Below are 15266 nucleotides of genomic sequence, written 5' to 3'. Positions count from 1 at the left end.
AACGAACATCATGAAATGCCGTTTGTGAGGAGCATGCCGTGCTCTTTTCATTCATTAGGATTACCCCCACCAAAGGTTAGGAGGAACAGCTAGTGCATTCATCCATTTCTAAGGATTGGTTGCGGACATAGTAAATTGTCTTAATACCTTGTTTATACGCTTCCACATATAAATCAAGAATTTCTTTCGCTTTCATTTGTGGCGTAATATACAAGTTGAAAGACTGCGCTTGGTCGATATGGCGTTGGCGGATACCGCACGCTTTGATGGACCATTGTTGATCGATGGTATGAGCTTCTTTGTAGAACCACATTGTTTCGTTGCTCAAATCAGGTGCTGTTTTTGGAGTGAAGCTACCTTTTTTCTCTTCAATGAAGAATTTTTTAAAGATTGGGTCAATACCAGCTGTGGTGTTAGCAATGTTGGATGTACTGCCTGTAGGGGCAATAGCCATTAAGTAGCCATTGCGGATACCATATTTTGCAACATCTGCTCGCAGTTGTTGCCATCTTTCAGAGGTATAACCACGGCGTTCAAAATATTCACCAGTTTCCCATTGAGACCCTTTGAAAGCAGGGTAGGCACCTTTTTCTTTTGCCAATTCCATAGATGCTTTGATGGCTGCGTAGGCAATATTTTCAAATAATGTGTCAGCGATTTCCAAGTGTGCATCACTTTCCCATTGTACTTTATGTTTTACTAAATAGTGATGGTAGCCACTAGTACCGAGGCCGATAGCACGATATTTTTCGCTGGTTACACGAGTTTCAGGCACAGGGAATTGGTTGATGGTAATAACGTTGTCCAACATACGGACTTGTAAAGCGATGGTTTCTTCCAATTCTTCGTCAGAGGTTTGACCCAAGTTGATGGAGTTCAAATTACACGTTACCATGTCCCCCGCTTTCGTGCGAGTTACAATGGAACCGTCATCTTGAATCATTTCTTCTTCTAAATCAGTAAACCCAACGTTTTGTGCGATTTCATGGCATAAGTTGGATGCATAAATCATACCTGCATGCTTATTAGGGTTCGCGCGGTTTGTCGTATCCCGGAAGAAGATGAACGGCGTACCAGTTTCTACGGCAGAGCGCATAATTTTTTTCATCATATCTAAGGCGCTGACTTCGATGCCATGTAGATCAGGGCTAGCTTCACAAGCTAAATATTTTTCCGTGAATGCTTTATTCGTATCGTCATCGTAATAGTCTTCTAAATGAAAGCCCATCACACGAGATACTTCATGTGGATCGAACAATGTGAAGTGCTCACGATTGATAACACGTTCCATGAAAATATCTGGTACAGATAGAGCTGGGAAGATATCATGTGCTTTACGACGGTCATCACCATTGTTCGTACGAAGTTCAACAAATTCGTAGAAGTCTTTATGCCATACGTCGAGTGTTACGGTAGCGCCACCTTTACGTTTCCCCAATTGGTCTACGGCAACGGCTGTATCGTTGTATAAACGAATCCAAGGGATAACACCGCCAGAAGAATTTTTATAGCCACGAATGTCGGAGTTCAAGGCACGTACTTTACCAAGATAAATACCAAGAGCGCCACCATGTTTAGACACACGGGAGAACTTTGCATTTACATCGTAAATGGACCATAGATTATCTTCTACACCAGAGATAAAGCAAGAGCTAAGTTGATGGAATGGTGTACCTGCATTCGCCAATGTTGGAGTAGCAGTGGTCATTTTAAGTTCGCTCATCAAGTCATAGAACTTTTTCGCATAGTATACCTTTTTGTCGCCTTCAATGACAGCTAGGTGCATGGCGATGGCCATGAAACGTTCTTGAGGAAGTTCAAAAATTTCTTTATTGAAGCCTTTTACTAGATAGCGGTCAGCTAATAGTTTAATACCTTCATAGTTAAACAAGTAGTCACGTTTTGGCTTGATATAGTCGCCTAGTTCTTCTAATTCAGATTCTGTATATTGTGTTAAGAAAAAGTCTGCATAGCGACCAGCATCCACTAATGTTTTTACTAAATTAGTGAAGTTGCCATACCCAAAAGCTTTGTACTTGCGGTTGATAGCAGCCTCTTTGTACAAATCGAATAAGTATAGACGAGCCGCTACGAACTGCCAATCTTGGTTCATGCGGTTTACCATGTTGCCAAAACCATCGTCTACCTTTTGGATGACTTTCTCGATAGCAGTTTGTACAAGGGTTTGTTGAATTTGTTTCGTAGTCATACCGTCTACGAATTGTAACTTACAATCCATTTCTAGTTCGATAGGGTCACAAGAATCTAAGCCTAAACAAGCAAAGGCTACCATTTTCTTTGTTTTTTCTACCGACAATGGCTCATAATGGCCATCACGTTTCTTGATCATAATGCTCATGAGTGTCTCCTTTTTCTGACGATGTAGTTTTTGTATCCATTGTAAAGAGTATGCACATATATTGAATATATGTGAAAGCATATCCGTTTAACATATGTAGTAGGCCTTGACCATAAAAGGACTCCCACTTACAGCTTGTAAATGAGAGTGCATAGATATGTTTTCACACGGACTCAATATCAATATATTGTATAGAGATGAAGCGCTTTGGCACAACATCTTCTAAAATTATACTATACCAGTTGTTTTTTCACAATGGTTTAGTAATGTCAAAAATGCATACCATAATGAGGAAAAGATACTTTACAAAATAAAGACGATGAAAAGTTCCGTTGTATTTTTGTTAGACAGTTTACAATGGGTACTTTCAGAAAAAGAAAAATGAAAAAAATAGATATAACTTGTAGTTGATGTGTGATAAAAATCAATATATTGTGTTATAAAATAAAATCATGATATTAATGCAAAATAAGTATAATAGGATATGAAAATAATTAATGAGAAAAAATATCATGTAAAGAAAAGCAAATGTTTTAGAAGTATTTTGTTATTATGTCTGTAAACTGAAATTTAATAATGACAAAAAATTATATAACCTAAAAAATTGTGTAATAACAAGAGCGTTAGGGGAAAAGATAAAAGTACACTGTATAAGTATAAATTGAATGAGAATCACCTTGAAAATAATATGTTGTTATATACTCAGTTCAAACCTGTGAAAAACGTTATCAAAACGGCTTAATCCCTTGTAAAAAAGGGGCTTTTAAGGAGGTAGTGTGACAATTGTAACACTTTAGAATACCGTATATAATAAGGCTATAAGATTGATGCATATGTCAGTCATGTATGCAGTTAAACATAGTTCCTTATTTTAAGAACAGTATGTAAGAGGTATAGTTCAAAATAAGACAAGTGTTTTTGAGGAGGTACGTATGGAACAATATGATGTTCTCGTAGTAGGTAGTGGTGGAGCAGGCCAACGAGCTGCTTTAGAAGCTGCACGACGCGATGGTTTGCGTGTAGCATTAATCACAAAAATTTTCCCAACACGTTCTGCCACAGCAATGGCACAAGGTGGTGTTAATGCGGCGTTAAATAACGTAGCAAAAGAAGACTCCACTGAAGTTCACACATTCGATACTGTTAAAGGTTCTGACTATCTTGGCGATCAAGATGCTATCGAATTCTTCTGTCAACGTTGCCCAGAAGGCGTATTAGAAATGGATTTCATGGGAACTCCTTTCTCTCGTACAGATGAAGGCAAAATCGCACAACGTAACTTTGGTGGACAATCCTATCCACGTACATGCTATAGTGCGGATAAAACTGGTCACGTAATTCTTCATACAACATATGAACAATGTCTTAAAGAAGGTGTACACTTCTTACAAGAATGGTACCTATTAGATATCGTTGTAAAAGACGGTAAAGCTGGTGGTGCTATTATCTGGAATATGAAAAAAGGTAGAGTAGAAATTATCAAAGCTAAATCCATCGTATTATCTACTGGTGGTGCTGGCCGTGTATTCTGGACTCGTACAACTAACCCATTCCTTTCTACTGGTGATGGTATGGCAGTAGCTTTCCGTGCTGGTGTAGGCTTAAAAGATATGGAAATGATCCAATTCCATCCAACAGGTCTTGGTAAAACTGGTATCTTGATGTCCGAAGCTGTTCGTGGTGAAGGCGGATACTTGTTAAACGTTGAGGGCGAACGTTTTATGAAAAAATACGCTCCTAACAAAATGGAATTAGCATCTCGTGACGTTGTAGCGAAAGCAATCGAAGATGAAATCGCAGCTGGTCGTGGTTTCAACGGAACTGGCCTTGATGCATACGTAGTAGCTGACCTTCGTCACTTAGGACCAGAAGTTATCATTGAAAAACTTCATGGTATCCGTGACTTGGCTCTTTGCTTTGAACATTGCGATCCTTTAACAGATCCAGTGCCAATTCGTCCTACTTGCCATTACATCATGGGCGGTATCGACGTAGTTGACTACAAAACTTGTGCTACAGAAATTCCTGGTATCTTTGCATCTGGTGAAGCATCTTGTATTTCTATCCATGGTGCTAACCGTTTAGGTGGTAACTCTTTAGCTGATGGCGTTGTATTCGGTAAAGTATCTGGTGCAGGTGCTGCTGATTATGCGCAAACTAACACATTCGCAGATTGTGATGCTGAATTACAAGCAAAAGCTGAAGAATGGGAAGCTAAATTCGTTGAAGTTACATCCCGTACTTCTGGTCGTCCAGTAGCTGAAATTCGTGATGAATTAGCAGTAGCTATGTGGAATAAAGTAGGTATCTTCCGTAACGAAACAGGTATCAATGAAGCTCTTGAAGTAATCGAACGTTTAACTAAAGAATATGAAACTTGCTATGTAGGTGACTCCAACCGTACTTACAATATGGCATTCGTTAACTATGTAGAAATCAAATCTATGTTGACAGTTGCGAAAGCTATTGCTTTAGGTGCTTTACACCGTAAAGAATCTCGTGGTGCTCACGTTCGTGAAGAATTCCCTAAACGTGATGATTCCCAATACTTAAAACACGCTATTTGGAAACTTGGCGAAAATGGCGAATACGTAATGTCCGAACGCGATGTAGTGTTCACTAAATACGAACCACAAGAAAGGAAGTACTAAGATGAGACAAATTACTTATCATATCCACCGCTTTAACGAAGGCCGCGCGTATGTACAGTCTTATACTTTCGATTATGAAGCAGACCGTACTATCCTTTGGGGCTTACAAAAAATTAAAGATACATTAGATCCAACATTAACTTTCGTAGCAGCTTGCCGTTCCGCAGTATGTGGCGCTTGCTCCGTGAAAGTTAATGGTCAAGCAATGCTTGGTTGTGAAGCTAAAATCGACGAAATTACAGAACGTTTCGGTTCTGATGAAATCACAGTAGCACCAATCGGTAACTTTGATGTAATCCGTGACTTAGTAGTTGACTGGGAAGCAAAAGTTAGTCGCTTGAAAGAAGTAGCTCCTTGGATTTTCGTAAAACCAGAATTCACGACTAAAACTGGTACTCGTCAAACAGCAGCAGATTTCAAAAAATTCGTTATGAACACAGAATGTATCCTTTGCGGATGCTGTGCTTCCGAATGTAATAAATTGTCTGCTAACCGTGAAGACTTCTTGGATCCATATGTATATACAAAAGCTAACCGCTTTGTAATGGATTCCCGTGATGTGTCCCCAATGGCGCATACTACACCAGCTTTCAACCATGGCTTGTGGAAATGTGTACATTGCATGAACTGTATCACTCGTTGTCCAAAACATTTGAAACCAGAAAAAGATATTTCCAACCTTCGCCGTGTAGCGACACAAGCTGGCTTGTCCAACAAAGGTACTCGTCATGCTATCGCGTTCAAACAAGACTTGTTACAAACTGGTCGTCTAAACGAAGTTACAATGAGCTTAAAAACAGACGGATTATTGGATTCCGCAAAACAAGGTCTATATGCTCTTCGTTTATGGAAACATGGCAAAATCAATCCATTTGAATTGGTAGTTCCTCATAAACCAGTAAATGGTATTGAAGGTGTTCGTACAATCGGTCGTGCAGTAGAGGAGGCTGGAAAATAATGAAATACGGATTTTTCCCAGGTTGCGTATTAGAAGGCGCATCTAAAGAAGACTACTTAGCAACCGTTGCAGTAGCGAAAAAATTAGGTATCGAAATCCAAGAATTAGACGGATGGACTTGCTGTGGCGCGTCCCATGTTCAAGATATCGATCCATTATTGACTCTTTCCACTAACGCTCGTAATATCGCGTTGGCTGAAAAAGAAGGTCTAGATATTCTTACGGTGTGTAACACTTGTACGTTAATGCTTCGTGAAGCTAAAAAAGAGCTTGATGATCATGAAGTAACTCGTCAACAAGTAAACAACATTCTTGGCGAAGCTGGTATGAACTACAAAGGTACTAGCGAAGTAACACATTTCTTGTGGGTTCTTATCCGCGAATATGGTTTAGATAATTTGAAAGCAAAAGTGACTCGTCCGTTGACTGGCCTTCGCGTTGCTGAATATTATGGTTGCCATATCCTTCGTCCAGAAGAAGAAATGGGCTTTGAAGATATGCAAATCCCAACAAGCTTGGCTGATTTAATTACAGCATTAGGTGCGACTCCAATCGATTTCTCTCGTAAATTAGATTGCTGTGGCTTCCATGCAGTATACCCTGCACATGATTCTGTAATGCAAATGACTGGTTCTATCAATGCAGATGCACAAAAAGAAGGTGCTGATTGTGTGGTAACACCATGCCCACTTTGCCAAATGCAATTGGATATGTTCCAAAAAGAAGCAAAAGCAACTGTTCCAATGAATGGTGATATGCCTATCATCCACATGAGCCAATTAATTGGTCTTGCGTTGGGTTGCACTCCAGCAGAAATGGGTATGACAGATCGTCACTTGGCAAGCACTGCTTCCTTGAACCGCTTCTTATAATCAGAAATACAATTGAATTACACAAACTTACAACAGGTTGTCCTTTGGGGCAGCCTGTTTTCTTCATCTATTCTTGGGTTATAGACCAAAATGAGGTGGTTTTAATAGCAATGAGCTAAGTCAAGTGTGGAGAGTATTATATAATCATCTCTTGAAAATAATATGTATCACTATGGTATTACAGGTTTAATATAGCGAACATATATATTGAAAATATAGAACAAATATGCTATTATACTCCTATAGAGGAGGGGTAGTATGGCCGTGTATATGTGTTTAGATTTGAAGAGTTTTTATGCCTCTGTAGAGTGTGCAGATTTAGGGGTAGATCCTTTTACAACTCCCTTGGTAGTAGCAGATGCATCACGTGGGCTAGGGGCGATTACACTAGCTATTTCTCCGGCATTGAAGCAATTAGGTGTCAAAAATCGATGCCGTTTGTTTGAGATTCCATCCACTATTGAATATATGGCGGTAAAACCAAGGATGCGACGATATATGGAAGTATCTGCCTCCATTTATGGCGTCTTATTGGACTATGTGGCACCAGAAGATATTCATGTGTATTCCATTGATGAATATTTTATTGATGTGACACCATATAGCCGGTTATATAAGAAAACATGGCGTGAACTAGCGTTGCTATTCAAACAGAAGGTACTAGAACAGACTCATATTCATGCCACAGTCGGCTTAGGAAGTAATTTGTTTTTAGCCAAGGTGGCTCTCGATGTGTTAGCTAAGCATGCACCACAGGGAATTGGAGTCCTTAACGAGGCGCTGTTTAAAGAAAAGATATGGCATCATCAACCCATCACAGATATTTGGCAAATCGGGAAGGGGATTGCTAATCGGCTTCATAAATATGGCGTAGTAGATCTACATGGTATTACAACTGTGTCTGAGGAACGATGGTATAAGGAGTTTGGGGTCAATGCAGAACTGCTCATTGATCATGCTTGGGGGCGTGAGACGTGCACGATGAAAGAGATTCATGCCTATCGACCGGCTAAACATTCGTTGTCGAGGGGACAAATTCTGCTGCGGAATTATTCTTATGAGGAGTGTTTTGTGCCTCTTCGGGAGATGGTGGAATCTTTGTTGTTAGAACTGATTGCAGAGAAAGCACTGACGAAATACATCTCCTTAGGTGTGAGGTATGCAGATAGGACCGTGAAAGGTACTGGTGGATCGCGACGTTTATCGAAGTATACATGCTCCTTAGAGGTACTTTCACAGGCAGTATTAGATCTGTATAAAGAAACTACCCACCCACATCAAGAGATTCGACAGTTATCGGTAGGATTTGATGACTTGGTGAACCGTGAGGCCATACCTTGGGAAGAAGATTTATTTTCTACCTCTCAGGATGGGGAAGAAAAAGCATATCAAGTGGAACGGACAGTATTGACCATAAAAGAAAAGTTCGGTGGTAATTCTATTCTTCGTGCTAGCAGTTTACAAGAAGAGGGGACTATGCAGTTTCGTAATACATTGGTGGGAGGGCATAATGCAACATAAACGACCGAAAATGACTTTGTTACAGCGGGCTAAACAATTTATGCCTTTTGCGGCATTAAAGGGGTTTCAGGAGTTGTTGGAGGAAACGGCGCAATATAAAGAGAGTCGTAAAGAACTTTCAGAGGAACAATTAGAAGTATTGGACAAACAGTGTAAAGGATTAGTGATAGGGAATTTAGTTAGTGTGGTGTATCATAATGGGCGCGTCTATGATACGGTGCAAGGGCGATTAGAACAGATGGATAGGGTGTATCGAACGATGACTGTAGAAGGGGTGATTGTACCTATGTCTCATATTATGAGGGTTACCACCATTGGCTGAGTATTGACCATTTTTGTAAATCATGTAGAATGGTACATATAAGCTGTATGCTAGATAGGAAAGCGATGGCGAATACATGAGAGTAGGATGGACATAATGAAACAAAAACGATATAGAGCCTATATATGGTGGGCCATAGGAGTAGGGATACTCTTGGCGCTACTAGGGTTAGGTTGGAATCTGTATGTGAAATATACAACGCCGGTGACGAAATATGTGCTAGAAGCAGGCGATTTTGAGTTGCAAGTACCTAAGTTAGGTGTTACTAGTACAACGATTTCCTTGGTTTGGAACCCAGTGAATGATAATCGCTTAACGGGGTATGATATTTACGTTAATCAAGAAAAAGTGAAAGAGATTCGTCCTAGTGCAAACGGGGAATTTATCATTCCGAGGGTGGATTTAGGTGGATTAGAGGCTGATACAGTCTATGTAGTGCAAATAAAGATGGTTGATGAAGGTGGCTCGATCCTAGCAAACTCTTCCAAAGTACCAGTGAAAACATTGCCCAAAGAACCACGCCTGGAGGCGACCGCTTATGGTGCTGTAGCTGATGGAGTGACAGATAACACAGAGGCCTTGCAAAAAGCAATACATGACACTCCGGCAGGAGGTATTTTACATCTAAGTAGAGGGGTGTACCGTACAGGTGCGTTATTCTTGCACAGCTATATGACGTTAGAGTTAGATGAAGGAGCTGTGTTAATGGCGGTTAATGATAGCGCTGCGTTTGTGAAACCTAATTATGTGCTAACAGGAGGTACACCGTACTTAGGACTGTTAAATTTAGAAGGCGATGACCAGGGCCCCATAGAACGGGTTGTGATTCGTGGCGGTACGATTGATGGTTATGGGTGGAAGGAAGAACTTTTACAAACGGAAAGTGCTCCTGATACGGATATAGTAACGCAAGATACGATTGATAGAAATGGTTTATTAAGTAAATCGGAAGTACAAGCGGCTATGCGCAGAGGGGCTAGCTATGAAAAGGGGAATACTACAAGATCTTCTTTAGTCGTTATCCATTATGGGAAAGATATTTTCTTGGAACATACGGTGTTAAGAAATGCATCAGCTCATATGGTAGATGCTACTCAAGTGAACCAACTAGGCATCCAAGATGTGCGCATGGAAGGAATGTACAGCGGGGATGGCTTACATTGGGATGGTATAGGCTTGATGACGAATAACCTTGTGATGGAACGTATGCAACAAGGAATTGTGGTGTTAGCAGGATATCCTGTAGGATCTAGTGTTACGGAACAGTGGAATGCATACGCTCTACAGATTCGCCATAGCCGTGCAGGCATTGTGTTTACCAATACAGGAAATACTTGGATTCAGCATATATACTTACAAGGATTGACTATGGAGGAGGTACTACTAGCTATGCGTGTTCGTGAGACTACAACCATAGGTGGAGGTATTCGTGATATTGCGGTACGAGATGCTCGATTGCGAGGGATTGCGCAACAAATAGATATAGGAAGCAAACGGAATAGTCCTATCGAATGGATTCGTACTACGGTGGAATTGTAAAGCTAACAAATAACAGAGGAGAGTTGATGATTCAACTCTCCTCTGTTGTATATTCAGTATCTATTAGGGCTAGATTTTAGGTTGTAAGGGGTTGTAGAATAATCCTTGTGTTTTTTTGCGACGCTTGTTAGGAACGTACACTTGTAAAAACTTAGGTAATACTTCTAAGTCTACTGGAGCATCAGGACCGATATCTCCGTCCATGTTGGTGGATGCATCCATAGTATCACATACTTCGATACGAGCTTGTTTGACTTTCAAAATGGTTACATATTTTGAATTATAAATAGAACCGCTTAGAATCAGTGGTAAAATAAAAAATAGGTTCATAATGAAGTATTCTTTAAAGATGATAATACGCATGTACCCGTCATCTACGGAAGCGGTAGGCATGAAATGTTCAAAGCTAGAGACTACATTGGTTAGCAATGCGATGACCAATGGTGACATGAACTCTTGGGTCCCCTCTTCGGTAGTAATGCGGAACCGGTAATCTTTGGTTGTAAATAAGGCTTGACCACCTTTGGCAAAGTAGGCTAAGGGACCTAGTAATTGCTTTTCCTTTGGAGTGACGGAGGCAACGACCTCGGGGATGACCCCAATGGCGATATTGTTGCAAAAAAACGAATCATTACAACGACCTACATCGACATGGCGAATGGTGCTATTTTTTAAGCCGTGAATAGCTTCTAATGGTTGTAAGGGGATGCCCAAAGCACGGCTCATATCGTTGACAGTGCCAAGGGGGATGAAACCGAATTTGGCACGACAGCCAGCTTTCACAATACCGTTGACAGTTTCATTGATGGTTCCATCACCGCCCATGCAAAAGATGGCATCGAATCCTTCGTTAGAGGCTTCGATGGCGAAGCGGGTAGCATCGCCGGATTGTCGGGTAAATTTTACTTCTAAGCGATCAAAGAGGGCGCTTAGTTGCCATTGTAGTTCCATTACGTATCGGCGAGCCCGACCACCACCTGATACAGGGTTTATGATAATTAGACAACGACTCATAGTTGATTCCTATTCTATACACAGATACATTAGTTATTACTATTATATCACAGGGACATTAGATTTCATTGATTTTTAGGACCTATTTCACGTATAATGAAAGAAATATGTTACGTATGCCAAGACTAGGTGAAAGTATAGAATAGTAACATCCTGGAGGGGATTCGATGGATAAGACGGAAGAGTATCGTTTACATAGTATTGACTCAATTGGACGACTGCCGCTGAGCGAGCAAGTATATATGTCGTTAAAGCAAGCTATTTTAACGGGGTCTTTAAAGCCAAAAGTGAAATTAAGTGAAGTGCGTATTGCAGAACAATTAAATGTGAGCGCCACACCAGTACGGGAAGCATTTCGTAAACTGGCAAAAGATAATCTTGTAGTGATTAAACCGTGGAAAGGCGTTACGGTGAAAGGCTACTCTCCGGAGGAGATTGTAGCCATGTATCAATGTCGCGAAGTAATGGAAGGCTTGGGTGCTAGACTTTGTGCAGAACGATGCACAGAGGAGCAGTTATCAGAATTACAAGAAGTGTGCGATGCAGGAATTCATACGGAAAATCCAGAGGAGCGGGTAGCCATTAATAGTCGCTTTCACACATTGATTGCGGAATTTTCTGGTAATGATCGTGTGGCAGATTATTTAGCAGATTTTCGAGAGATGGTGAACCGTGATATGTATATTAGTACGTCAGATAAAACGCGTACCATTTCTTGTGATTTAGAACATCAACAAATTATGGAAGCAATCCATGAGCGTAATGGGCAATTAGCAGAAGAACGGATGCGGGCGCATGTTCGCAATGCATTTGTATTTAAAAAGGCCCATGCAGAGCTGTTGGCAAAACAGAAAGAAAAGTAAAAACCTAGTAGTAGACGGATTCATAGGTTGTGATGCTAATAATTTATAGTGTTATATATAAAAAATATATAAAAAAGCTAGGAATTTATGAATTCATGTGTTTACTTTTACACAATCATTTGCTATAATAACTCAAGCAAAGGGTTCACACTACCTTTGCTGGATAAAGATCTCTCTCTTTATCTACCTAACTTACAATAGGGAAGGGTTCATCTTATACCTTCCCAGGTAAAAGACCCTACTTTTACCGATGGGGCGCCCCCCATTGCCCCAACAAAACATTTGAATCTATTTCAAATGTTCTCTCTCTTTTTTCTCAAATACAAAAACCTCGGCTTTATTCTCTTGGCCGAGGTTTTTGTATTTTTTATTGATGAAATATACTAAAAATGCTATTATAAGAGGTGAACTTTGAGAGATTGATGTGTATCAAAAACACTGAATAAATACAGTCTTTCTGTGGTCCTATATTACAATCCTAAGGAGGGTGAATCTCTTGCAAAAACGTAAAGATTTTATCTGGAAAATGGGCGGTCAGCAAGGTGAAGGTATTGAAAGTTGTGGCGAAATTTTAGCTACTATTCTTGCCAAAGAAGGTTATTCCTTGTACAGCCAACGTTTGTTTGCATCTCGTATCAAAGGTGGTCACACAACATTTGCATTACGTATCGCATTAGAACAAATTATGACAGTCGGCGAGCATATCGACTTCTTGGTAGCACTTGACCAAGAAACTGTAGATATGCACGGTAAAGAAGTGCGCGATGGCGGCTTTATTATTTGTGATAGCAAAGTAAATCCTAATTTTGAAGCTTTCACAGGTACTGGTGTAACATGCTTAGCATTACCAATTTCCGAAACAGCATTACAACAAGGCTCCTTGTTGATGCGTAATATCGTGGCATTGGGCATGTCCGTTGCCTTATTAGGCTTTGAAACAGAGTTGTTCTTAACAGCTATTAAAGCTCGTTTTGCGAAAAAATCTGAAGATATTATTAACAAAAACTTACAAGCATTCCAATTGGGCTATCAACTTGTAAAAGAACAATTGGGCGATGTAGAAGTAGATACATTAGATAAACCAGAGCCAAAAGATCAAATGTTCTTGCTTGGTAATGAAGCATTAGCATTGGGTGCCATTGCAGCAGGTTCTCGTTTCATGGCATCCTATCCGATTACTCCAGCATCTGAAGTGATGGAATACATGATTAAGAAAATGGATAAAATTGGTGCTACTGTGGTACAAACAGAAGATGAAATTGCTGCATGTATGATGGCTATGGGTGGCGTATACGCTGGTGTTCGTGGCTTCACATGTACATCTGGCCCTGGCTTGAGCTTGATGGCTGAGTCTTTATCTATGGCATCTATGGCTGAATTGCCAATGCTAATCATCGATGTACAACGTTCTGGCCCATCTACAGGTATGGCTACAAAAGTGGAAACATCCGATATCGATGCAGCTTGCTATAATGCGCATGGCGATTATTCCAATATCGTTATTGCTCCAACAAGTATTGAAGAATGTTTCTACGAAATTCAACATGCTTTCAACTTGGCGGAACAATACCAATGTCCAGTTATTTTTATGCCTGATTTGCAACAAGGCTTGAATAAACAATCTGTACCAACATTTGATTTGAACCGTGTTGGTATCGAACGTGGTAATTTGATGAAAGAAGAAGATTTACCCGCATTGGAAAATCCTAAATACTTCAAACGTTTTGAATTGACTGAAAGCGGTATTTCCCCTCGTACCATACCAGGTATGAAAAACGGATTATTCTTGTCTACAGGTCTAGAGCATAACGAAGAAGGTAAACCAGCAGAAGCACCTTCTATGCACGTGGCACAAACAGACAAACGTTTCCGTAAATTATCTACAGTAGCGGATGTATATGAACCATTCTTGAACAATGCAAAACATGAGGAAGCAGATGTTCTTGTGATCGGTATTAACTCTAGCCGTGGTGCTATTGAAGAAGCAGTAGTGGAATTGGAGGCAGAAGGTCACAAAGTGAACCATTTACAACTTCGTTTGATTAAACCATTCCCGAAAGAACAATTGCTACCATTCTATAATAGTGCTAAAAAGGTTGTGATCTGCGAGCAAAATGCGACAGGTCAATTAACTAACTTGTTCCGCATTCATATGCCGAATAAAGAAAAACTTTCTAGTTGCTTAAAATACGATGGTAATCCATTTACAACATCTTATGTAAAAGCGGCAATTAAGGAGGTTTTATAATGGCAACAGCAAATGAATATAGAAATGATATCCGCCCTAACTGGTGTCCAGGTTGTGGTCATTACGGGGTACAAGCAGCTATTGCTGATGCAGTAGCAGCTCTTGATATTGCGCCTGAAAAATTGGCTGTTATCTCTGGTATCGGTTGCTCTAGCCGTATCGGTGGTTACTTCTATGCCTATGGTGCGCATACTACACATGGTCGTGCACTTCCGTATGCACAAGGTGTGAAATTGGCGAATGAAGATATGAACGTTGTGGTTTGCGGTGGTGATGGTGATGCCTTCGCGATCGGTATGGGCCATACGATTCATGCTTTCAAACGTAATGTAAATATTACCTATGTGGTTATGGATAACCATGTATATGGTTTGACAAAAGGCCAAACATCTCCTCGTTCTGACGTGGGATTTGTGACAAAAACATCTCCTCATGGTTCTTTTGAAAGTCCATTGCCAATCTGTGAAACAGCCATCGCTTCTGGTGCTACTTTTGTAGCGCAAAGTTACATGGTAAACCGTGCACAATTAGTGGATTTAATCAAACAAGGTATGCAACATGAAGGATTCTCTTTCATCAACGTATTCAGCCCTTGTGTAACGTATAATAAACAAAATGGCTATGATTACTTCAAAGATAATTTGGTGAATTTGCCAGAAGGTTATGATCCAACAAATCGTGCACAAGCATTTGCTACACTAGGTGAAACAAATGGTCTTGTAACAGGTTTGATTTACCAAGATACAACAAAACCATCCTTTGAACAAGCGTTATATGCTGCTAACGGTGGTCCACATGCTCGTGCATTAATACATGACGTGGTGAAACCAGATGCAGAGATGTTTGCAGCTCTTTGCAACGAGTTCAAATAGAAACGACATATCTCTTACAAGAGTGTAAATGATGTCAAAAGCCGTAC

Annotated in this window: 11 protein-coding genes; 9 read left to right on the top strand and 2 right to left on the bottom strand. The window is 40.3% G+C overall.

Annotated features, from left to right (window positions below; all coding sequences use genetic code 11):
• Window positions 1–76: 76 nt before the first annotated feature.
• The gene (locus EO117_RS04895; RefSeq protein WP_126939385.1) at window positions 77–2359 is read right to left on the bottom strand and encodes a ribonucleoside-diphosphate reductase subunit alpha; all 2283 of its coding nucleotides are present in this window, start codon (window positions 2357–2359) and stop codon (window positions 77–79) included.
• A 932-nt stretch (window positions 2360–3291) separates the two neighbouring features.
• On the opposite strand from EO117_RS04895, the gene EO117_RS04890 reads away from it, so the two are divergent.
• The 6 genes from EO117_RS04890 to EO117_RS04865 all read left to right on the top strand — a co-directional run bounded on the left by EO117_RS04890 (window position 3292) and on the right by EO117_RS04865 (window position 10222).
• On the top strand, window positions 3292–5010 hold the full coding sequence (locus EO117_RS04890) for an FAD-binding protein (RefSeq protein ID WP_126939384.1): 1719 nt from the start codon (window positions 3292–3294) through the stop codon (window positions 5008–5010).
• A gap of 1 nt (window position 5011) precedes the next feature.
• On the top strand, window positions 5012–5968 hold the full coding sequence (locus EO117_RS04885; protein WP_126939383.1) for a succinate dehydrogenase/fumarate reductase iron-sulfur subunit: 957 nt from the start codon (window positions 5012–5014) through the stop codon (window positions 5966–5968).
• Window positions 5968–6840 carry a CoB--CoM heterodisulfide reductase iron-sulfur subunit B family protein gene (locus EO117_RS04880; RefSeq protein WP_126939382.1) on the top strand — a complete coding sequence of 291 codons (873 nt, stop codon included), beginning with the start codon at window positions 5968–5970 and terminating at the stop codon, window positions 6838–6840. Before EO117_RS04885 ends, EO117_RS04880 begins: the two co-directional genes overlap by 1 nt.
• Window positions 6841–7098: 258 nt before the next feature.
• Window positions 7099–8361, top strand: a complete 1263-nt coding sequence (locus tag EO117_RS04875; RefSeq protein ID WP_126939381.1) for a DNA repair protein — start codon at window positions 7099–7101, stop codon at window positions 8359–8361.
• Window positions 8351–8683 (top strand): hypothetical protein, encoded by a 333-nt coding sequence (locus tag EO117_RS04870; RefSeq protein WP_240632583.1) that lies wholly within the window; start codon window positions 8351–8353, stop codon window positions 8681–8683. The genes EO117_RS04875 and EO117_RS04870 overlap by 11 nt, the downstream gene beginning before the upstream one ends.
• Window positions 8684–8779: 96 nt before the next feature.
• Window positions 8780–10222, top strand: coding sequence for a glycosyl hydrolase family 28-related protein (locus EO117_RS04865; protein WP_164727493.1), 1443 nt, complete (start codon window positions 8780–8782; stop codon window positions 10220–10222).
• A 69-nt stretch (window positions 10223–10291) separates the two neighbouring features.
• On the opposite strand, the gene EO117_RS04860 is transcribed toward EO117_RS04865, so the two are convergent.
• The gene (locus tag EO117_RS04860; RefSeq protein WP_126939379.1) at window positions 10292–11236 is read right to left on the bottom strand and encodes a diacylglycerol kinase family protein; all 945 of its coding nucleotides are present in this window, start codon (window positions 11234–11236) and stop codon (window positions 10292–10294) included.
• Window positions 11237–11403: 167 nt separating this feature from the next.
• On the opposite strand from EO117_RS04860, the gene EO117_RS04855 reads away from it, so the two are divergent.
• The 3 genes from EO117_RS04855 to EO117_RS04845 all read left to right on the top strand — a co-directional run bounded on the left by EO117_RS04855 (window position 11404) and on the right by EO117_RS04845 (window position 15219).
• Window positions 11404–12099: a GntR family transcriptional regulator gene (locus EO117_RS04855; protein WP_126939378.1), complete on the top strand. Its 696-nt coding sequence runs from the start codon at window positions 11404–11406 to the stop codon at window positions 12097–12099.
• 496 nt (window positions 12100–12595) lie between these two features.
• On the top strand, window positions 12596–14347 hold the full coding sequence (locus EO117_RS04850) for a 2-oxoacid:acceptor oxidoreductase subunit alpha (protein WP_126939377.1): 1752 nt from the start codon (window positions 12596–12598) through the stop codon (window positions 14345–14347).
• The gene (locus tag EO117_RS04845) at window positions 14347–15219 is read left to right on the top strand and encodes a 2-oxoacid:ferredoxin oxidoreductase subunit beta (RefSeq protein ID WP_126939376.1); all 873 of its coding nucleotides are present in this window, start codon (window positions 14347–14349) and stop codon (window positions 15217–15219) included. Before EO117_RS04850 ends, EO117_RS04845 begins: the two co-directional genes overlap by 1 nt.
• Window positions 15220–15266 lie beyond the last annotated feature (47 nt).

It is taken from the genome of Veillonella sp. VA142 (assembly GCF_003992135.1).
Taxonomy (GTDB): domain Bacteria; phylum Bacillota; class Negativicutes; order Veillonellales; family Veillonellaceae; genus F0422.
The sequence above is the reverse complement of the archived record's forward strand: the minus strand, read 5'-3'. Positions and strand labels throughout refer to the sequence as shown.